General features: G+C 34.4%; 15 protein-coding genes and 1 tRNA gene. 4 read left to right on the top strand and 12 right to left on the bottom strand.

Annotated features, from left to right (window positions below; translation table 11 throughout):
- Positions 1–313 precede the first annotated feature (313 nt).
- Positions 314–3,757, top strand: coding sequence for a SusC/RagA family TonB-linked outer membrane protein (locus ACHRVL_RS21095; protein WP_395415301.1), 3,444 nt, complete (start codon positions 314–316; stop codon positions 3,755–3,757).
- A 7-nt stretch (positions 3,758–3,764) separates the two neighbouring features.
- Positions 3,765–5,339, top strand: a complete 1,575-nt coding sequence (locus ACHRVL_RS21090; RefSeq protein ID WP_395415300.1) for a RagB/SusD family nutrient uptake outer membrane protein — start codon at positions 3,765–3,767, stop codon at positions 5,337–5,339.
- Between the two features lie 165 nt (positions 5,340–5,504).
- Here the strand turns inward: ACHRVL_RS21090 and ACHRVL_RS21085 are convergent, their stop codons facing one another.
- Positions 5,505–6,464, bottom strand: a complete 960-nt coding sequence (locus ACHRVL_RS21085) for a WD40 repeat domain-containing protein (protein WP_395415299.1) — start codon at positions 6,462–6,464, stop codon at positions 5,505–5,507.
- 40 nt (positions 6,465–6,504) lie between these two features.
- Positions 6,505–6,918, bottom strand: a complete 414-nt coding sequence (locus ACHRVL_RS21080; protein ID WP_395415298.1) for a DoxX family protein — start codon at positions 6,916–6,918, stop codon at positions 6,505–6,507.
- A 135-nt stretch (positions 6,919–7,053) separates the two neighbouring features.
- Here ACHRVL_RS21080 and ACHRVL_RS21075 point away from each other — a divergent pair, with 135 nt between their 5' ends.
- Together ACHRVL_RS21075 and ACHRVL_RS21070 are read left to right on the top strand one after the other, a co-directional pair.
- Positions 7,054–7,926, top strand: a complete 873-nt coding sequence (locus ACHRVL_RS21075) for a winged helix-turn-helix domain-containing protein (protein ID WP_395415297.1) — start codon at positions 7,054–7,056, stop codon at positions 7,924–7,926.
- Positions 7,927–8,428: 502 nt separating this feature from the next.
- A complete protein-coding gene (locus ACHRVL_RS21070) occupies positions 8,429–9,748 on the top strand; it encodes a serine hydrolase domain-containing protein (protein WP_395415296.1) in 1,320 nt (439 codons plus the stop codon).
- A 234-nt stretch (positions 9,749–9,982) separates the two neighbouring features.
- On the opposite strand, the gene ACHRVL_RS21065 is transcribed toward ACHRVL_RS21070, so the two are convergent.
- The 10 genes from ACHRVL_RS21065 to mraY form a co-directional block, all read right to left on the bottom strand.
- Positions 9,983–10,056: transfer RNA gene (locus ACHRVL_RS21065), tRNA-Arg, on the bottom strand.
- 75 nt (positions 10,057–10,131) lie between these two features.
- Positions 10,132–10,581: a GatB/YqeY domain-containing protein gene (locus ACHRVL_RS21060; protein WP_395415295.1), complete on the bottom strand. Its 450-nt coding sequence runs from the start codon at positions 10,579–10,581 to the stop codon at positions 10,132–10,134.
- A 203-nt stretch (positions 10,582–10,784) separates the two neighbouring features.
- On the bottom strand, positions 10,785–12,773 hold the full coding sequence (gene ftsZ / locus ACHRVL_RS21055) for a cell division protein FtsZ (RefSeq protein ID WP_395415294.1): 1,989 nt from the start codon (positions 12,771–12,773) through the stop codon (positions 10,785–10,787).
- Positions 12,774–12,850: 77 nt separating this feature from the next.
- Positions 12,851–14,257: a cell division protein FtsA gene (gene ftsA, locus ACHRVL_RS21050; protein ID WP_089054910.1), complete on the bottom strand. Its 1,407-nt coding sequence runs from the start codon at positions 14,255–14,257 to the stop codon at positions 12,851–12,853.
- A gap of 6 nt (positions 14,258–14,263) precedes the next feature.
- Positions 14,264–14,986: a cell division protein FtsQ/DivIB gene (locus ACHRVL_RS21045; protein ID WP_089054911.1), complete on the bottom strand. Its 723-nt coding sequence runs from the start codon at positions 14,984–14,986 to the stop codon at positions 14,264–14,266.
- Complete coding sequence (murC, locus tag ACHRVL_RS21040; RefSeq protein WP_395415293.1) at positions 14,973–16,322, bottom strand: UDP-N-acetylmuramate--L-alanine ligase; 1,350 nt, start codon at positions 16,320–16,322, stop codon at positions 14,973–14,975. The genes ACHRVL_RS21045 and murC overlap by 14 nt, the downstream gene beginning before the upstream one ends.
- Before the next feature lie 101 nt (positions 16,323–16,423).
- Entirely contained in the window at positions 16,424–17,512 is a 1,089-nt protein-coding gene (gene murG / locus ACHRVL_RS21035) for an undecaprenyldiphospho-muramoylpentapeptide beta-N-acetylglucosaminyltransferase (RefSeq protein ID WP_395415292.1), read from the bottom strand.
- Positions 17,513–17,552: 40 nt separating this feature from the next.
- Entirely contained in the window at positions 17,553–18,869 is a 1,317-nt protein-coding gene (locus ACHRVL_RS21030) for an FtsW/RodA/SpoVE family cell cycle protein (protein WP_395415291.1), read from the bottom strand.
- Positions 18,870–18,946: 77 nt separating this feature from the next.
- Positions 18,947–20,278, bottom strand: coding sequence for a UDP-N-acetylmuramoyl-L-alanine--D-glutamate ligase (murD, locus tag ACHRVL_RS21025; RefSeq protein ID WP_089054915.1), 1,332 nt, complete (start codon positions 20,276–20,278; stop codon positions 18,947–18,949).
- A complete protein-coding gene (gene mraY / locus ACHRVL_RS21020) occupies positions 20,279–21,511 on the bottom strand; it encodes a phospho-N-acetylmuramoyl-pentapeptide-transferase (protein ID WP_089054916.1) in 1,233 nt (410 codons plus the stop codon).
- Positions 21,512–21,604: the final 93 nt, after the last annotated feature.

Raw genomic sequence — 21,604 nt, 5'->3', positions numbered from 1 at the left:
CATTGAAATAACTGACTTGATTTGATTATAAACGTATCAAAAAGAAAAGGAAGTTTTACTGGAACGTTTTGATTGAAGTTTATAAGTACTAAAGGAACTCTAAACCAATATTTAGAAAGAAAGGATATCAATATAAAAACAACAAGCCAATTTGACTAAAACGGGGAAACCCATTTTTATACTTTTTTTTCATAAAAAAGCCAGCAGATGCTGCGAACACTACTGGCCGATTTCTTCTTATCAAGAAATATAGATTGGAAAAAATAAACATGACCACGAAGGAAATTATTATTAACCAAACCATTACAAAAGTATGAAATTACTACCAAAAAGCAAGCCTGAGAATTACTGGCTTATGCCTAAATTCGGGAACGTTATCAAATTAACGCCCTTATTTTTGATCCCTTTTACCATACAGGTATCGACAGCAAAATCTACTGCAGCGACTATTTTATCCGAAAAAAATGAAATAGTAAAAGCAGCAAATGACAGAACAGCAATTAAATCATCTTTATTTCAAAAACAAATAAAAGGAAAGGTACTTGACGAGGCTGGAAACCCATTGCCTGGAGCAAATATTGTTGTTAAGGGAACCAAGGTTTCAACTCAAACTGACTTCAATGGTAACTTTGAATTAAATGTTCCTGAGGGCGCTACAAAACTTATCGTTTCTTACATCGGTATGGATCAACAGGAATTAACTATTGGAGCTTCATCAATTACGGTTGTCTTAAAAGAATCGGGACAAAAACTAAATGAGATTGTTGTTGTAGGTTATGGTACTCAGAAAAAATCTAAAATAACTGGTTCTGTATCAAAACTAGACAATAGAGTTTTAGAAACTGGAGTACGTTCTAATCCTGCTTCTGCTTTGGCTGGTACAATCCCAGGCTTAAGAGTGCAGCAAGCTTCAGGAAGTCCTGGTGCTGTTCCTATCATCACTTTACGTGGAGGAACTAATTATGACGGAAGCGGATCTCCATTAGTAATGGTCGACGGTTTTTTGAGAGCTAGTTTCAGCGAAATCAATCCTGATGACATTGCGTCTATTGAAGTTTTAAAGGATGCATCAGCAACTGCTATTTATGGCGCTAGAGCTAATAATGGAGTAATTTTAATTACTACTAAAAAAGGTAAAGCGGGTGTTTCAAACATCACTATAAATACAAATCTTGGTATTAATACTTTAAACATACCGTTTGATTTTATCAATGCGCAAGAATATTTATACTGGTCTAGAAAAGCTATTCAAACTTCTGGTTCTTATGACGCCAGCCGCCTTAGTCAGTTAAATTCTACTGGCCCATTTGGTACTGGAAATTTATATAAAGATGCATCTGGAAATATTCTTGATGGCAATAAAAATGCATCTGCCGTATGGAGCCCAATGTTTAGAAACCCGAGTAATGAAGAATTATTGGGACAAGGCTGGCAAAGCATGACTGATCCTGTTCGTACAAATGCAGCTGGTGCTTATGACCCGAATGGGACTAACAAGGAAATCATTTTTAAAGATTTTAACTATAAAGACTACGCTCTTCGACCTCAAGGTATAACTAAAGATATTAATTTATCGATGACAGGCGGCAGTGAAAAAGGAAGTTACTACGCCGGTATTGGTTCTTACAACGAAGAGGGTTTACCAATTAATACTTTTTACAAAAGGCTGACTTTTGTTTTTAACGGTGATTATAAAATAAAGTCTTGGCTGACTTCTACTTCTGGTTTGAACTTCGCAACAGCGCAATGGAGAGGCCCGCAAACAAATGGCGAAAGCAATTATCTAACTCGTTCTTTAGGTGCACCGCCAACAATGAGAGGAACAAATGCTAATGGAGATTTATTAGTAGGAAGAGATTATACAGATGGTAATCCAGCTGTTAACGATGATAAGTTCATCCGTAAGAACCAAACTGATAAATTTACAATGACGCAATCTTTTAAGGCTGATATATTAAAAAATCTATATTTTAGAACTAGTGCCAACTGGTTTTATAATGAAGGTTTTTATGAATCGTTCAATAAAGACTTCTTGTCAAGCCCTAACAACATCAACAAAACCCGTTCTTCATCGGCTCAATTTGACCGATCATTCAGCCAGACTTATAATGGTACTTTGAACTACAATACTGATTTCTTAGGAAAAAATCATGTTGATGCTATGATTGGAGCAGAATACTACGACATCTATTCAAATGGTGTTTTCGCTGCAGGTTCGGGCGCGCCATCTGATGATTTTATGGATTTACAGTACACTAGTTCAGACAAAGACAAAAGAACTATTGATACTTACCATACGCGTCAACGCATTTTATCTTTCTTTGGTCGTGTCACGTATGATTATAATGAAAAATACTTAGCAACTTTTACTATTAGACGTGACGGATACTCTAAACTGCTAAACAATCGCTGGGGTAATTTCCCTGGAATATCGGTAGGTTGGAATGTGCATAAAGAAAGTTTCTTAAGCGATTCTAAAATAATCAATACTTTAAAACTAAGAGCGAGCTATGGTCAAAACGGAAACGTAAGTGACAACCTTATCGGCCCATATCAATTACAAGGATCTTACGGAAGCAGCAAATACGACGGAACTGTTGGCTACCAACTTAACGGACTTCCTTTTCCAGATTTATTATGGGAACGTTCTGCCACATATGAGTTCGGTTTAGACACGCGTTTATTTAACAGATTAGATCTTTCTGTAGCTTATTACAACAGACAAACACAAGACAAAATTTCAAGCTTCACTCTGCCTGCTACCTCAGGTATAACGTCGATTACTACAAACTTAGGTAATATGCAAAACAAAGGTTTGGAGGTTGATTTGAATTACAAAGTCATCAAAACGGCTGATTTCTCATTAGATTTTAATGCAAATGCAGCTTATAATGTTAACAAAATATTGAAACTGCCAAGCAACGGTTTAGAAAATAATAGAGTTGGCGGAAGTCAGGTTACGGATAAAGATGGTAATTTAATTTGGGTTGGCGGTCTACAAGAAGGTCAAGATCCAAACGTTGCGTATGCTTATGTTGCCGAAGGTATTATTAGAACTCAAGCCGACTTAGATTCCTATGCTTTAAAACTAAGAGATTTAATTGGTGCAAAAGTTTTAGTTCATCCAGATGTTTATAATGCTATGAGCTCTTCTGAAAAAGCGCTGGCTTACCCTATCGCTTTAGGTGATGTAAAATGGAAAGATGTAAACGGAGACGGCATCATCAATAGTTACGACAGAGAATATATGGGACGAACTGTTCCTAAAGTAACTGGTGGTTTTGGTTTCTATACAACTTATAAGGGTTTCGCTTTTAGCTCTCGTTTTGACTATGCTTTAGGTTTTGTTCAGTATGACGGTCCTAGATCTTGGTTCTTAAGTAATGCACAAGGAACATTTAATACTACTAAAGAAGTTTTTGACACTTGGACTCCTGAGAACCCAAATGCGAAATACCCAACATATTACTGGGCTGATCAATTGTTTAAAAACAACACTATGCGTACTTCAAGCATGTTTTACAATAAGGCAGATTATTTATCCTTTAGAGAAATCAGTTTATCGTATTCATTGCCTGCTGACTTAATGACTAAATTAAAAATAGAGGGAATCAAACTTACTTTAACTGGGCAGAATTTAGGCTACATAAGTAAATCGACTTTGTTTTCACCAGAGAAAACAGATCAAGGAATAAATGTTACTGGAGGTTATCCGTTACCTCGTACTATGGTTTTTGGTGTTCAAATTATTTTATAAAAAAGATATGAAAAAGATATTAATAGGAATTGCATTTTTAGCGTTGTCAATTACGTTTAATGCCTGCGACAAACTGGATTTAGCTCCAGAAGATTATTATGCTAGTGAAAGCTTTTGGAAAACTCCTTCTCAAGTAGATGGAGCAATGGTAGGATTACATAACCAATTAAGAAGCTATCAATTTACATTGTTTACATTAGGAGAACTTAGAGGAGGAACATTAAGAGACGGAACCAGCTTTACCGGAACTGCATCTTTAAACTCAGGATCTATAGTTCGTCAGGATATTAGAGAATCATCTCCTGGTATTACAGGCTGGGCGGGACTTTATGCTCCGATATTTCAGGTAAACAACTTCATCTATCAAGTAGAAAAAGCCCAATATTTGACTGCTGCTGATAAAAGTTATTATCTTGGTCAGGCTTATGGTTTAAGAGCGTTTTATTATTTTCAATTGTATCGTACTTACGGAAGACTTCCTGTAACCAAAGAACCTAAAGTTGCTATCACGACACCTACAACAGCTCAAGATGCTTATTTGCCCCGTACAAAAACAGAAAAAGAAACTTTAGACTTTATCAAAGAAGATGTAACGAAATCTATTGCAAGTTTTTCTGGAGATTACACGTCTAAAATGCAAAAAGGACAATGGTCTTTGGGAGCTTCACAAATGCTTCAAGCCGAAGTCTATTTATGGTCTGCAAAAGTAAAAATTGATGGTGCCAGCCCAACATCTACAGCTGCTGATTTAGCAATTGCAAGAACTGCAGTAGAAGCTGTTATACCTAAATACAGCTTACAATCAAGCTTTGCCAATATATTTAACTCAGCCGCTACAGCTTCAATAAAAGGAAATAGTGAAATTATTTTTGCTTTGAGATTTGGCTTTGGAGAAGCAACAAGCAGCTACGGTCAGTTTATTTACGCTATTACAGATCCGTTAGCAGGTTATGTTGACGACAAAGGTGCTGCTATTCCTTCTAACGATCCGCTAAAGGTAAATGGAGGCGGAACCATCATCAGATATGAGTACAAATATGACTTATATCAAAAATATGAGGCGGCAGATACGAGAGCAAATGTTACTTTCCTAAATTTCAACAAAGGAACAGTTCACGCCACCAACTTGCGTAAATTCATCGGAACTATTGTCGATGGTGCGCGTACTTTTTCAGATGATTTCCCTGTTTACCGTCTTTCTGAAGCTTATTTGATGCTGGCTGAAATAAAAAACAAGCAAAATCAAGATCCTTCTGCCGAAATCAACATCATCAGAACCCGCGCTTATGCCGGCGGAGGAGGTACGGCTCCTGTCTATGCAAATGGTTCCTTCGAACAAAACGAATTAGCTATTTTCGCTGAAAGACAAAAGGAATTTGTAGCCGAAGGAAAAATTTGGTACGACCTGCGTCGTATGCAAGACGCAACTGGAACTCCTTTAGCATTTAGAATAGACCTTCCTTTAGTAGGTGTACTGCAAAATATTGATGGGATAAACCATAAAATAATATGGCCAATAGATGTTCCTACTTTAAACAGTGATCCAACTCTAGAACAAAACCCATTGTACAAAGGCACTTAACGCTCTTTAACTCAAAGCCCCAACAAAACAATTTGTTGGGGCTTTTTTTTACAACTGTCTTTCCTTTTACACCTTATAAAACAAGTATTTTCCGTTAAAATAAAACACAATTAAAAGTAAAAACTTCACCAAATTTATAAACTGCTTAATATATTAATGATGCCCCTATTCTATTGATCCTATTTTTTCGGCTCTCTTGTTCCAAAGTATTATATTTTGCTCCATACTTGATGTAATAATTCTGTTTCCTTCCTTATTCCAAGAAACGCCCCATAAATAATCTTTAGATCTGCCTTCTGAAATGAGTCTGCCTTTGGCGTCAAAAATTCTTAGTGCATCACTTGCCGCTGCCAATCTGCTTCCTTTTGAATTCCAAGTTAAATTTCTGTATTCACCTTTGCTAATATCAATTGATCTTAAAAGTTCCGCTTGTTCATTCCAATATTGAAGTAATGATTTATTTTGTGCGTCACCATAATCGCCTGTAACAAAAAACGAGCCTGATTTGTGCCAAGCAACGCTTAATAACATTACTTCTTCTGTTCTATGTTTAACTGATTTTATCAAATTACCTTGAATGTCAAATAACCGTATTTTGTCTGAAACCGCTACTACTATATTTTTTTTAGGATGCCAATCAACAGCAGTAATGCCTTTACTGTTTTCATTCTTAAAACTCCTTACTAAATTACCTTTCACATCGTAAATCAATACTTGCCCCTCATTGTCAGCAACAACTAAATACTCCCCTGTATAATTCCAGTCTATTCCTCTTGCTCCATCAGGAGAAATTCCGTTCAATTCAATTTTTTCATTGGTATCCAAATTTATAATGCATGATTTATCTTCCGATAGTTGGGTTGCAACTGCAATACTGTTTTTTGAGGGATGCCATTTTATACGAGTTATTGTACTTTTTATTGGAAATGATTTGTATAATTTTAAATTCTTTCCGCTGTAAATTTTCAGAGTGTCTAAGTTTCCACCGACAGCCATGAATTTCCCATCAGAACTCCAATCAGTAGTCCAAAGGATTTTTTTATCGATAGCGTCTTGCGCGAAAAGTTGATTATTGAATACTGTTAACAGAATTATACATTTCAGGAACCTAATTTTTATTTTCATAAATACCCATTTTTATTTTCAATTCATCTTTAGAAAAAAATCATATCTTTTTGTTGTTTCTTTTATCAAATAGCAAATAATCCAAACTCCATTTTCCTGGTCCAATAAAAAAGAATAAAGCAAAATGCAGAGCAAATAAAAAAGGAAGTTCCCCATTAAAAATATCGCCTTCACTCATAGTATAAATAACACCAGCCATTACAGCAATTAATAGCGGAGTAATAAATCTAGTAAAAAGACCTGCGGCTAATAATATTGATCCTATAAACTCAATAATTTTGGCAGCATACCCAGAAAAAACAGGAAATGGAAAATTTATTTCCTTTAGAAATTTAATGAGTATGTGCATATCAAACAATTCTAGAGAATGTCTGAATATGTAAAAAGCTACCACTATTCGGATAATAAAAATGCCATTATCCCAAGTTCCATTTGAAGTAAATATTTTTGTCATGTTATTTATTTTATTCCAGCAAACCTACTGTCATTTTATAAATACACTACAATGTACAATGTAAAAGAAATGTAAAAAAAGTAAAATTTCATTAAATCTATTTTTAATAAGCATTAAAAAAAATACTTTTGAATCATGAAACAAAAATACCTACTTGCCTTATTTGTACCTGTGCTGATTTTATTGCTAATTTTTATTTATCCAGCCTTTCTGCAAGAATCATATGTTGAAAATCCCAGAAACGAAATACTACTAAGAAAAATAGGTCATGAATTACTGAATAGCTCTAGGGATAGCATTTCTAAAGTAATGCCGATAAAAATTCTATCAGCAAATGAGTTCCAAATTAATTTTGAAAATGAGTTTTCTTTTGTACCAGATTCATTGGTAACAATTGTCCAGAGAAACATTAAGAAAAGTACATTTCCAAGTGAATATTCTGTAAATGTATTTAAATGCTCAAATAAAGAAATTATCTATAGTTTTTTAATATCATTAGATAATAAAGAAAATATAATTCCGTGTATTGGGAGAAGCATGCCTAATAATTGCTACAATATTATTATTAAGTTTGGCTCAAATGAAAATGCTTTTTTAAACAATAAATTTATCTTTTTTGTTATTGTAATTTTAGTTTTATCTGCTTTGCTTTGGCACCTATTTAACAGAAAAAAAGAAAAAATAACTCCTAAAAAAGAGTCTGCTAAAAATATCCAAATTGGGAAATATATTTTTTACTATGAACAGCATTATGTTGAGTATGAAGGTGTGAAAGTTTTATTAACGTCGAAGGAGTCAAAATTGCTGCATATTTTTTTCTCATCACCCAATAAAATTATCGAAAGAAACATACTGCAGAAAGAAGTATGGACAAATGAGGGTATAATAGTTACAAGAAGTTTGGATATGTTTGTTTCAAAGCTTCGTAAGAAATTGGATAAAGATCCATTAGTAAATATTATTAATATCCATGGCATTGGATATAAATTAGAGGTGATTAATTATTAAAATTAATTTACAATAGTTGATTTAACTTTTTCAAAACAAGAGTTTTTTTTCTACAAAACTTAAAACCGATATATCTGGAAATTGAAGATTCTTGACAGGATCTGAACCAATGTTCTCTACAAATACTGCCTTTCTAAAAAGTAAACACATTTTGAAGAAGTTTTCGAACTACAAAAAAAGCCTGAGAATTTTATTCTCAGGCTTTTTTTTTGTAGTGACCTTGACGGTACAGAATTCGCCCCATATGTTAGTAGATTTAAAGATTTTGGGGGATGTGTAATTTTGCTATTTGAATTTAATATCATTATTAGTTAAAGTCAAGTTCCCGTAATTCATCACAGTAGCAAGAGCAACAAAACCCATATTAATTTTAGTACGAAAACTATTCAATAAATAAAAGTCCGCTTGGTGGTTTATAAAATAAAAAAACTATTTTTGAAAACAAATAAATACTGACATTTGTCAGACATAGCACCTCGTAAACGATAAAAACAAGTCAATAATGAAAAAGACAATCTTAACAACAGTACTACTTTTGGTATTATGTCAAATCGCATTTGCTCAAACAAATTACACAGCAAAATTAGACAATTACTTCAATGTACTTGAAGAAAACGACAAGTTTATGGGAAGTGTAGCAATATCACAAAATGGTGAGATCATTTACACAAAATCAATTGGATTTGCAGACGTTGAAAAAAACATTAAAGCAACCAAAAATTCAAAATACAGAATTGGTTCAATTTCTAAATCATTCACAGCAGTTTTGATTTTAAAAGCAACTGAAGAAAAAAAGCTGGACTTAACCCAAACTATTAACAAATGGTTTCCAACACTAAAAAATGCAGATAAAATATCTATAAAACAGTTACTTAGTCATAGAAGCGGGATACACAATTTCACAGATGACAATGAATATCTAACTTGGAACACACAGCCAAAAACAGAAAAAGAAATGCTTGAAATTATAGCAAAAGGAGACAGCGATTTCGAACCAGACAGCAAAGCAGAGTACAGCAATTCAAACTTTGTGCTTTTGACTTATATTCTAGAAACAACTTTTTCAAAATCGTATTCTGAATTATTGCAAAAATATATTGCAAAGCCTCTTGGTTTGACAAATACGTATGTTTTTGGAAAAATCAATACAAACAACAATGAATGCAAATCATACAACTTCACAGGAGCTTGGAAGGCAGTGACCGAAACCGACTTTACAATTCCATTAGGTGCAGGAGCAATAATTTCAACGCCAAGTGATTTGACAAAATTCGCAGACGCCTTGTTTGGAGGAAAACTTTTAAAACCTGAAAGTCTTGAAATAATGAAATCCGTTAAAGATGGTTACGGAATTGGTCTGTTTCAAATGCCTTTCCATGACAAGATCGGCTATGGACACAGAGGCGGAATTGATGGCTTTAGTTCAGTTTATTCTCATTTCGCAGACGACAAAATTTCGTATGCTTTAATTACAAACGGAACAAAGTTAAATATGGATGATATTTCTAATACTGTTTTAAGTGCAATTTACGGCAAACCTTACGATATACCTGTCTTCACAACTTACAACTTGACTTCGGAAGATTTTAATAATTATTTAGGCGTTTATGCTTCCAAAGAAATTCCATTTAAAATTACATTTACAAAAGATGGAAACGCTTTAATCGCACAAGGCACAGGACAGCCAGCATTCTCTCTTGAAGCAACGGAAAAAGACAAATTTAAGTTTGACCAAGCAGGAGCTAAATTTGAATTTAATCCGATAGACAAGACAATGATTTTATTTCAAGGCGGTGGACAAATTAAATTTACGAAAGAATAAAAAACAGCACCCAACAGCTACTACGGATTTGGCAATAGGCTTAATGGAATGATGGTTTTGTGTTTGGATGATATTAACTAGATCATTTATGCAGAAAACAAAATCCTTGATGGGATTCGAACCAAAATTACTTGCAAACATTGAGACTTTGTAAAATTAAAGAAATCACTAAGGATTTTCGAACCATAAAAAAGCCTGCAAAATATACACTTTGCAGGCTTTCAATTTTTATAGTGACCGCGGAGGGGTTCGAACCCCCAACCCTCAGAGCCGAAATCTGATATTCTATCCAGTTGAACTACGCGGTCAGGTGATTTATGATTTTAGAGTTCAGATGTTAGATTACAATCAGCAATCTAAAATCTGAACGCTAAAATTATGTTTTAAACTAATAGTTTCTTTACAATTGCAGAGATAGTTTTTCCTTCAGCAGTTCCGCCTAATTGAGCAGATGCTAATCCCATAACTTTACCCATTGAAGCAATTCCCGAAGCTCCTGTTTCAGCAATAATTTTTGCAACTACAGCTTCTACTTCTTCTTCACTTAACTGCGCTGGTAAAAACTTCTCGATTACTGCAACTTGAGCCAATTCTGGTTCAGCTAAATCAGGACGATTTTGCTCCGTAAAAATTCTAGCACTCTCTTTACGAGTTTTTACTAATCTTTGAAGTAATTTGATTTCATCTTCTTCTGATAAATCTTCTTTAGATCCTGAAGCTGTTGAAGCCAACAATAACTCCGATTTAATAGCTCTTAATGATTCTAGCGCTACAGTATCTTTTGCTTTCATGGCCGTTTTAATCTCGTCCATGATTTGTGTTTGTAAACTCATCTTTATATTTTTTATTTGAATAAGCAATTGCTTATAAATTGATATTTAACTCGAAAGTATTTTGCCTTCAGTTGAGCTAACAACAGAATTAACTTTAAAACTAAAGCAAAGAAGTCAAATTCCTAAATTCTGTGCGAAGATAAAAAAAATAACCCGAAAATTAAATCCAATTTTCGGGTTACCCTAATATTATGATTGTAAAATTAATCTACGTTGTCGTGCAAAAATGAATTATTTGAACGTAATTGAAGATCATTATTACTATCTGTTCCAACTGAAATTCTAGAATTTGTATTGTTAGATTGAGAATTTGACAAATCAATTCCTAATCTCTTATAAGCTGGCTCTTTTTCCAACTCATCAATTCTAGAAACATTATTATGAAACTTATAATTAAACTCTTTTAGTTTCTTTCTTCTTTCTTCAGCTCTTAAACGTAATGTTTCTTCAATTGTTAATTCCATTGGAGAAACTTCTGAAGTTGTTGTATAATCTGCATCTGTTGCAAAATCAACTTTCGGCTTCAAAGTAATGTTTAGCTCTTCAGGGACTACATCTTCGATTATTTTTTCTGCAGGTTTTGAAGACATTAAGTCATTCTCTACCTCCATATATTCTTCTAAAGAATATTTTATTACACCTTTATCTGAAAGTTCTGTTACTGGCACAAATTGTACAGGATCATTTACTTTAATGTTGCGAGTTTCATTACTCAGCTCAAACATAATTTTTGATTCCTGCTCAGCAACCGGCTCTCTTTTAACTTCAGGCTCTGATCTAAAAAGAGGAAGATCAAAAGAAAAAGTCGTTTGTTCTTCTTTCTCAAATGTTCTTTGCTGTACAGGTTTTACTTCTTGAACAATTTCTGCTGCAGGCGTTGAAATTTTGAAATCAATATCTGTAATTGGCGAAACGATTTCAAAAGTTACGTCAAGGTTTTTAATAAACTCTGACATTACCACCAATTCTTCTTGATTAATTGTTGGCGTTGTTACAGGAGCAGCTGGAATTTCATTTACGGGAGCAACCGTATCCGTATCGTCCATTAAATCAAAAATAACTTTTTCCTCTGATTTTGCAATAGGTGTATCTGCATTCAGATCAAAAGAAGCAAGTGTTTTATTGGTTAAATTATGAACACTTCTTTGCTCATCTTCTAACGTATGAATTATTTTTTTAGGTTCTGTATTAACGATTTCATTTTGTTGTTCAACATCAAAACCAGTAGCAATAATAGTTACTGCAATAGCTTCACCAAGAGTTTCGTCTTCACCAACTCCCATGATAATATTAGCGTTATAACCTGCTTCAGCTTGAATATGATCATTGATCTCTCCAATCTCGTCAAGAGTTATCTCATTAGATCCAGAAACGATAAGCAACAATACGTTTTTGGCACCTGTAATTTTATTGTCATTTAATAATGGTGAATCTAATGCTGATATAATTGCATCTTTAGCTCTATTTTCACCTTCTGCCACAGACGATCCCATTATAGCTGTTCCGCTGTTTGCTAAAACTGTTTTAGCATCACGTAAATCGATATTTTGAGTATAGTGATGCGTAATTACTTCAGCAATACCTCTAGAGGCAGTTGCTAAAACTTCATCGGCTTTAGAGAATCCAGCTTTGAAACCAAGGTTTCCGTAAACTTCTCTTAATTTATTATTATTAATTACGATTAAAGAGTCAACTTGTTTACGTAATTTTTCGATTCCTAATAACGCTTGCTCCTGACGTACTTTCCCTTCAAATTGAAATGGAATTGTCACGATACCTACAGTAAGGATTTCTCTTTCTTTTGCTAATTGCGCGATTACTGGAGCAGCACCAGTACCAGTACCACCACCCATACCTGCAGTGATAAATACCATTTTAGTACCACGATCCAATACTTTTTCGATATCGGCAATACTTTCAATAGCAGACTGCTGTCCTACGTCAGGATTTGCTCCTGCTCCAAGACCTTCTGTTAAATTCATACCTAACTGAATTTTGTTAGGCACTGAACTGTTTTGCAGCGCTTGTGAATCGGTATTACAAACGATGAAATCAACGCCTTTAATACCTTGTTTAAACATGTGATTAATGGCATTACTACCACCTCCACCTACACCTATTACTTTGATAACATTTGATTGGTTTTTTGGTAAATCAAATGAAATACTTCCAAATTCTGAGTTGCTCATCATCTTTTTGGTTTTTGAAATTCTTATTTAATACATCTTTTACTTCTTGGCTTGGGGCAAAGAGTAATCCTTTTCTTTTATTATTCTGCGTTGTCTAAAAAATCTTTGATTTTATCGACATATCTATCAAAAAATGATCTTCTAATTTTTGTTTCTGTAGATTCAGGTTTTTCAACTCTGCTTACTGTTTCTCGAGTATCTTCAATAGTTTCTACTCTTTCAACGTAATTTTCTTCTACTTCGTATCGCTGCACTGGCGGAGGAACATTTCTGTAAACAACTTTTGGCTGTTCGTTTACAATTTCCATTCTAACCGCGCTTTGCGTGCTGTTTTCAATACTGTTCATTACTAAACCAACAGCTGTTGCAAACAATGGACTTGAAATTTCTTCGCTTGAATTTCCTGCTAAATGCTCATTTGGATATCCTATTCTGGTATCCATTCCAGTAATATATTCTACTAATTGTTTAATATGCTTTAATTGAGCACCACCTCCAGTAAGAACAATTCCTGCAATTAACTTTTTACGAGGATCTTCGTGCCCGTAAGCTTTAATTTCTGCGAAAACCTGCTCAACAATTTCCACTACACGTGCGTGAATAATTTTAGACAAGTTTTTAAGCGAAATCTCTTTTGGTTCTCTGCCTCTTAAACCTGGAATAGAAACAATTTCGTTGTCTTTATTTTCTCCCGGCCAAGCTGATCCGAATTTTATTTTTAAAAGTTCAGCTTGTTTTTCGATAATCGAACAACCTTCTTTAATATCATCTGTAATTACATTTCCTCCAAAAGGAATTACGGCTGTATGGCGAATAATCCCATCTTTAAAAATAGCCAAGTCTGTTGTTCCGCCTCCAATGTCGATTAGTGCAACACCGGCTTCTTTTTCTTCTTGACTTAAAACCGCATCTGCTGAAGCTAATGGTTCTAATGTTAATCCAGACAATTCAATTCCTGAACTTTGAATGCAGCGTCCCACATTTCTAATTGAAGACGCTTGACCAACTACAACGTGAAAACTAGATTCTAATCTTCCGCCGTACATTCCGATTGGCTCTTTAATTTCAGATTGTCCGTCAATTTTAAATTCCTGAGGTAAAACGTGAATAATTTCTTCACCTGGCAGCATCGCCAATTTATTTACCTGATCAATCAAAAGCTGAATATCTTTCTCTCCAATTACCTCTTCTGGATTATTACGGCTGATGTAATCTGTATGCTGAATACTTCTAATATGCTGTCCGGCGATACCCACAACAACATCTTTTATTTTATAACCTGAATTGTTTTCTGCTTCAAGTATAGCCTGCTGAATTGATTGAATAGTTTGCGTAATGTTGTTTACAACTCCTCTCGCAACTCCTAAACTTTTAGATTTACCAATACCTAAAATTTCAAGCTTTCCATACTCATTTTTCTTGCCTATCATGGCAACTATCTTTGTCGTTCCAATATCTAGACCTACTGCAATGTTATCTTTTTCCATTTTCTATTATTTTGTGCAAACTACTTGTTCCGTAAACCTAAGGTCAATTTTATTGTATTTATATAACGAACTATCTAAAACCGCTTTTTGAAAAAAGGCTTTATAGTTTCTAAATTTTTTATCAACATTCATCATTCTGCCAAAATCGATGAAGTAATTATAATTTCTATTAAACATTTTTAGGCTGCCATTCGGCATAATCTCTATTGCAATGATGTTTTTTTTCAAAAACGCATCGTCATAAATTGTGCGAAATAAAGCAGCTAAATCTTCGTTATTTTTTTCATTTATTGCCCCTGAAACAAGAGGAACTCTAGCAGTAAAATTGTCAGACAAAGGCATTTTACCGCCCTCATAGTCAATATAAAAAGACTGATCACCATCATAAACTCTTGCTATGGCTGTCTTCTGTTTTACTACCGCTTTTAGAACACCATCGATACTTACAAAAACATTCGACTTCTCAATCATGTCTTGCGTATCAAGGGTTTTTTCAATCTTATTCAAATCTAACTCATCTTTTCTAATACTGGAAGCGTCTCTTTTATTTTCTATCAACAATTTATTAACCGTTTCCGGCTTAACAAAAAGCGTATTTTCTCCTACAAAAACGACCTCAGATTTCTTTAATTTTCGCTCTCCATTTCGGTGTTGCGCGAAAGAATATAAAAAAAGTACCAATCCAAAAATTAGTATTAATCGAATATTTGTCCAATTAAATATTTTCATACAGCATTTTTTTAATTGACGGCACCATCTCTCCAATATCTCCAGCTCCTATTGTTACAATTATTGGCGCATCACTGGCTTTGATTTCCGCTAATAAATCATTTTTTGCAACAATTTTTTTGTTCGAATTTGTCATTTTACCCAACAACCATTGCGACGTAACCCCTTCCATTGGTAATTCGCGTGCTGGATAAATATCCATTAAAAACACTTCGTCAAATTGAGAAAGACTTTCAGCAAATCCGTCAGCAAAATCTTTTGTTCTGCTAAACAAATGAGGCTGAAAAATCGCTAAAACTTTTCTTCCAGGATACAATTCTCTAACCGCCTGATGAACAGCATTTATTTCAGTAGGATGATGTGCGTAATCATCTATATAAACCAACTTATCCGATTTGATCTGATAAGAAAAACGTCTTCTGATTCCGTTAAATGAAGCAATGGCTTTTGCGATAGCACTGGTCGGGGTGCCATAAGTTTTTGCCATCGCAATAGCCATTAACCCATTCATTAAATTATGTTTACCAGGCAGTCCAAAATGAAGATCTTTTATTATTTCTGATGGCGTCTGCACATCAAAAACATAAGCTCCATCTTCAATTCTAACATTATATGCCTTATATACTGCATCTTCGTTTATAGCACATTGAACACCTTCAAGAGGTAATTCTTTAGTTATAAACAGATTATTCTTGTCTTCAACTTTCGCTGCAAATTCTACAAACGAAGCTTCAATAGCTTCACTTGTTCCATAAATATCCAAATGATCGGCATCCATAGAAGTTATGCATGCAATATTTGGGTGTAAATGCAAAAACGAACGATCAAATTCGTCTGCCTCAACAACAGTAACCGTTTTCCCAGTTCCAATTAAATTAGAGTTATAATTCTCTACAATTCCACCCACAAATGCCGTTACATCAGCACCGCTTTCATATAGAATATGTCCTAAAATACTAGACGTTGTTGTTTTACCGTGTGTTCCTGCAACTGCAAAACTAAAGGTGTCTTTGGTAATGATTCCTAAAACCTCGGCACGCTTTTTAATTTCGTAGTTTCTTTCAATAAAATAATTCCACTCCGAATGCGATTTAGGAACCGCAGGCGTAAAAATCACCAATGTATTTTCTACATGATAATTTGCTGGAATTAAATTAATATTATCTTCAAAATGAATATCTATACCGCTTTCAATCAATTCACTTGTAAGCATTGACGGCGTTTTATCGTAACCAGAAACCTGTTTCCCAATATATTTGAAATAGCGGGCCAGAGCACTCATTCCGATGCCTCCAATACCAATAAAATAAACGTTTTGTATTTGATTTAAATTCATTTCTCTTCTGCTTTAAGCCTTCAACCTTTATCTTTATTACTTAATTCTATTATATTCCTTTACACTTTGCTATTCTTTAGACAGCGCATCAAGCTTAAAGCTTATTGAATTAACTTGACAATTTCTGCAACGATATCTTGCGTTGCTTTTGGTTTTGCTAATCTTTTAATGTTTGCACTCAATTGTTTTTGTTTACCTTCATCTTTCAGCAGCGCTTCAAAAACAATGCTAAATTCATTATCCAATTCAGATTCTTTCAATAAAATTGCACCTTTCGCCTCTACAATAGCTTGTGCGTTTTTAGTTTGATGATCCTCAGCTACATTCGGCGACGGGATAAAAATTACCGGTTTTCCAACAATACACAATTCCGAAACTGATGATGCTCCTGCTCTTGAAATAATCACATCTGCAGCAGCGTATACAAAATCCATTCTTTCAATGAAATCAACCACTTTTACACCCGGCTGATTGTATTTTTTATACTCTTCATAATATAATTTTCCACACTGCCAGATTATCTGAACATCTTGCGAAAGAAAATTTGGCAATTCCTTTTCAATTAACTGATTGATTCTTCGTGCACCTAAACTTCCACCTAGAACCAACAATGTTTTTTTATTCGGATCTAAACCATAAAATGCAATCGCTTCATCACGCTTACTTTCAATATCAATCAAATCCTGACGAACTGGATTTCCAGTCAAAACAATTTTCTCTTTTGGAAAAAATCTTTCTAAGTTTTGATAGGCTACGCAAATTGCATTTGCTTTTTTGCTCAACAATTTATTGGTAATTCCCGGAAAAGAATTTTGCTCTTGAATTACTGTCGGAATCCCTGCTGAACCAGCTGCCTGCAATAATGGACCGCTGGCAAAACCACCAGTTCCAATAACTACATTTGGCTTGAACTTTTTAATAATTCGTCTTGACTCTAATAAACTTGAAGCCAATTTTAAAGGAAACATCATGTTTTGCAATGTTAACTTTCTTTGTAAACCAGCAATCCAAAGACCTTTTATTTCGTAACCTGCCTGTGGTACTTTTTGCATCTCCATTTTATCTTTGGCGCCCACAAAAAGAAATTCAGCATCAGGGAATTGTAATTTTAATTCGTTTGCAATCGCAATTGCAGGATAAATATGTCCTCCTGTTCCTCCTCCGCTTAGTATGAATTTATACTTTGTCATATTTTTTAATAGCTATTATTATAAACTATTTTACCCTTTTTTATTTGTTTAAAACGGCATTCATTGGATTTTTTGAACTATCCTCGATTGAATACATTTCTGCATCTTGATAAACTTCTTTTTCATCAACAGCTAAATCTTCTTCAGCCAATTCTTTATCAATTAATCTTTGAAGTGCTTCTTTTCGTCTTTCTTTCTCCTCCATCTCCTCAGCAATCTCCTCGTCTTTCTTGGTTACACTGATGATAATTCCAAGTGAGAAACAAGTCATCCAAATCGAACTACCTCCAGAACTTATCAATGGAAGCGTTTGTCCTGTTACCGGCAGCAATTCTACTGCAACCGCCATATTAATCATTGCTTGAAATATCATGGGGAATCCGAGACCGACGACGACTAATTTTCCGAATAGCGTATTGGCTTTATGCGATGCAATTACAAATCGGAATAACAACAATAAATAAAGAACCAATATCGAAACTCCTCCTACCAAACCATATTCTTCTACTACAATAGCATAAATAAAATCTGAAGATGATTGGGGCAAAAAGTTTTTCTGAACACTTTTCCCAGGTCCTAAACCGCCTAATCTTCCTGATGCTATTGCAATTTTTGCTTTCTCAATTTGATAATCATCTTCATCTGGTTTATCAGTGGTAAAGTTCATAATACGACTTTCCCAAGTTGATACTCTGCTGAAAAATCTTGAATCTGGAAATGCTTTTGCCACCAAAAGGAAAAAAGCCAGCATCGCAATTCCCGAACCAATAATAAATCCAATATATTTTAAAGGATATTTACCAATAAAGGTCAACATCATCACCATCGAAAAAATCAACGCTGTGGTCGAAAAGTTAGCTGGTAATATAAGTGCCAAGGTGATAAAAACTGGAACCCAAAGCTGAATAAATGAGGTTTGAAACGGCTCGTTTTCTTCTTTGGTTTTCGACAAATAACGGGCAACATAAATAAACAATACACTTGCTGCTAATGTTGATGTTTGAAATGTAATTCCAATGAACGGCACCTGAATCCAACGACTTGCATTTGCTCCCGCAATTACAGTCCCCTTCAACAAGGTGTATAATAACAACAACCAAACTACTGGAAGCGCCACTTTAGAAATTGCTCTAAAATAATGATATGGCACTTTGTGAACCCAGTAAATAATCAAAAAACCAATACAAACGTGTGCCAAATGTTTTACCAAATAACCCAATGTATTTCCAGTTCCATGACCTATGTATGCCAGATTACTACTCGCGCTAAAAACCGGCATAAATGAAAACAACGCCAACAGAGCCACGAATGACCATATTACTCTATCTCCTTTTAGTTTGTTAACTAACTCCTTCATTGTTGTTTTGTTTCAAGTTTCTTTTGTTTCAGGTTTCAATCTCGATAGCTATCAGAACTGAAACTTTAAACTATTTTCTACAAGTTGTGCACTGCTTGTTTGAATTGCTTTCCACGATCTTCGTAATTTTCGAATAAATCGAAACTTGCGCAAGCTGGAGACAATAAAACAGCATCACCTTTTTCTGTTAATCTTTGAGCTGTTTTTACAGCATCGTTCATATTATTTACTTCAACCATAATATCAACAACGTTTCCAAAAGCATCAATAATTTTACGATTATCGATTCCTAAACAGATAATTGCTTTTACTTTCTCACGAACCAATGACATTAATTCGTTGTAATCATTTCCTTTATCAACGCCGCCGACAATCCAAACTGTTGGAACATTCATGCTGTCTAAAGCAAAGAAAGTAGCATTTACATTTGTTGCTTTTGAATCGTTGATATATTGTACGTTTTGAATTTTTAATACTTTTTCTAAACGGTGTTCAACACCTTGAAAATTAGATAAACTTTCGCGAATTGTTGCATTTCTAATCTGCATCAATTTTGCTACGGAGCTTGCTGCCATTGCGTTTTTCATGTTATGTTTTCCTTCTAACGCAATGTGTTCTGTTTCCATTGTAAACTCTTCTTGGTTGATCTTTATTTCCATTTTGTTGTTATTTATAGAAGCCCCTTCATCAAATTTCTGAGTCAATGAAAAAGGAATTAATTTTGCTTTTGTTTTGTTGTTCTTTAACCATTCTGCACTTGCTTCATCATCTGCATCGTAAATGAGATAATCGCTTTCAGTCTGGTTCATTGTTATTCGGAACTTCGAATTGATATAATTTTCATATTTATATTCATATCGATCTAAATGATCCGGGCTTATATTTGTTATTATCGCAATATCTGGCCTGTAATCTATAATTCCGTCCAGCTGAAAACTGCTTAATTCAAGAACGTATGCGTCGTATTTATTTTCGGCAACCTGCCAGGCAAAACTCTTTCCTATATTTCCTCCCAAACCTACATTGAGTCCCGCTGATTTTAGTAAATGATAAGTCAGCATTGTTGTTGTTGTCTTACCATTACTTCCTGTAATCCCAACTGTCATTGCTTCTGTAAATGGAAAAGCAAATTCAATTTCCGAAATCACTTTTATTCCTGCCGCAATCAGCTTTTTTACTATCGGAGATTTCTCTGGAATTCCCGGACTTTTCATCACCACATCAGCATTCAGAATCAAATCTTCAGTGTGCTGCTCTTCTTCCCAAGGAATTTTATTTATGATAAGAACTTCTTTATAACTCTCTTTTATCTTTCCGAAATCAGATACAAAAACATCGTAACCTTTTTTCTTTCCAAGGATCGCGGTTCCAACTCCGCTTTCTCCTCCTCCTAGTACTACCAATCTCATCTATCTTAATTTTAAAGTAATGATTGATAATATAGCTAACATGATTGCAACAATCCAGAATCTTGTAACGATTTTACTTTCGTGGTATCCTTTTTTCTGATAATGATGATGTAATGGCGACATCAGGAAAATTCTTCGACCTTCTCCAAAACGTCTTTTTGTATATTTAAAATAAGCTACCTGAATAATTACTGAAGCACTTTCTGCTAGGAAAATTCCACAGAACAAAACGATTAATATTTCTTTACGAACCGCAATTGCTAAAACGGCTATGATTCCTCCAATTGTTAAACTTCCAGTGTCTCCCATAAAAACAGATGCGGGATAGGAGTTATACCAAAGAAAACCAATCAGCGCACCTACAAAAGCAGAGATAAAGACGGTCATTTCTCCTGAATTGGGTATATACATTATATTCAAATAATTAGAGAAAATAATATTACCTGAAACAAACGTAAAAATTCCGAGCGCGAGGACTGAGATCGCCGAGGTTCCCGCTGCGAGACCATCTATTCCATCTGTTAAATTAGCTCCATTAGAAACCGCCGTGATAATAAAAATTACTACTGGGATAAATACTAACCAAGCCCATTTTTCATATCCATCTCCTAAAAATGATAAAACTTCAGCATAATCAAATTCGTTATTTTTTACAAACGGAATTGTTGTTGCCGTAGATTTTTCTTCAGCAGGAGCTGGCAGTACCACAGCTGTGCTTGCATTTACTTTAAAAATATCCGCTCGTCCAGTATCCGTTCTAACGGTAACTGCAGGATTAAAATAAAGAACTGCTCCTACTATAATACCAAGACCAACTTGCCCGATAACTTTAAAGATACCTTTAAGTCCTTGTTTATCTTTTTTAAATATTTTGATATAATCGTCAACAAAACCAATTGTACCCATCCACAACGTAGTTACAATAAGCAATACGATGTAAATGTTGTGCAGTCTTGCAAATAACAAAACGGGAACTAAGGTTGCAAAAATGATAATCAAACCTCCCATTGTAGGTGTTCCTGCTTTTTCATTTTGTCCAGCAAGACCAAGCTCACGAACTGTTTCCCCTACTTGCTGGTTACGCAAGAAGTTAATAACTCTTTTCCCGTAAATCGTTGATAAAAGCAGCGAAAGCATAAAAGCCAAAGCTGATCTAAAAGTGATGTACTGAAAAACTCCTGTTCCTGGCCAATCCAGTGTTTTATCAAAATATTCAAATAAATAATATAACATATATCTTGGTTTATTTGTTTAATCGTTGGTTTGTTGATTCGTTAATTGTTCATTTAATAATTACTCGATTAAACGAATAACCAATTAACCGTT

The sequence above is a fragment of the Flavobacterium sp. FlaQc-28 genome, from assembly GCF_044007415.1.
Taxonomy (GTDB): Bacteria; Bacteroidota; Bacteroidia; order Flavobacteriales; family Flavobacteriaceae; genus Flavobacterium.
This window is presented reverse-complemented; position numbering and strand designations above follow the sequence as displayed.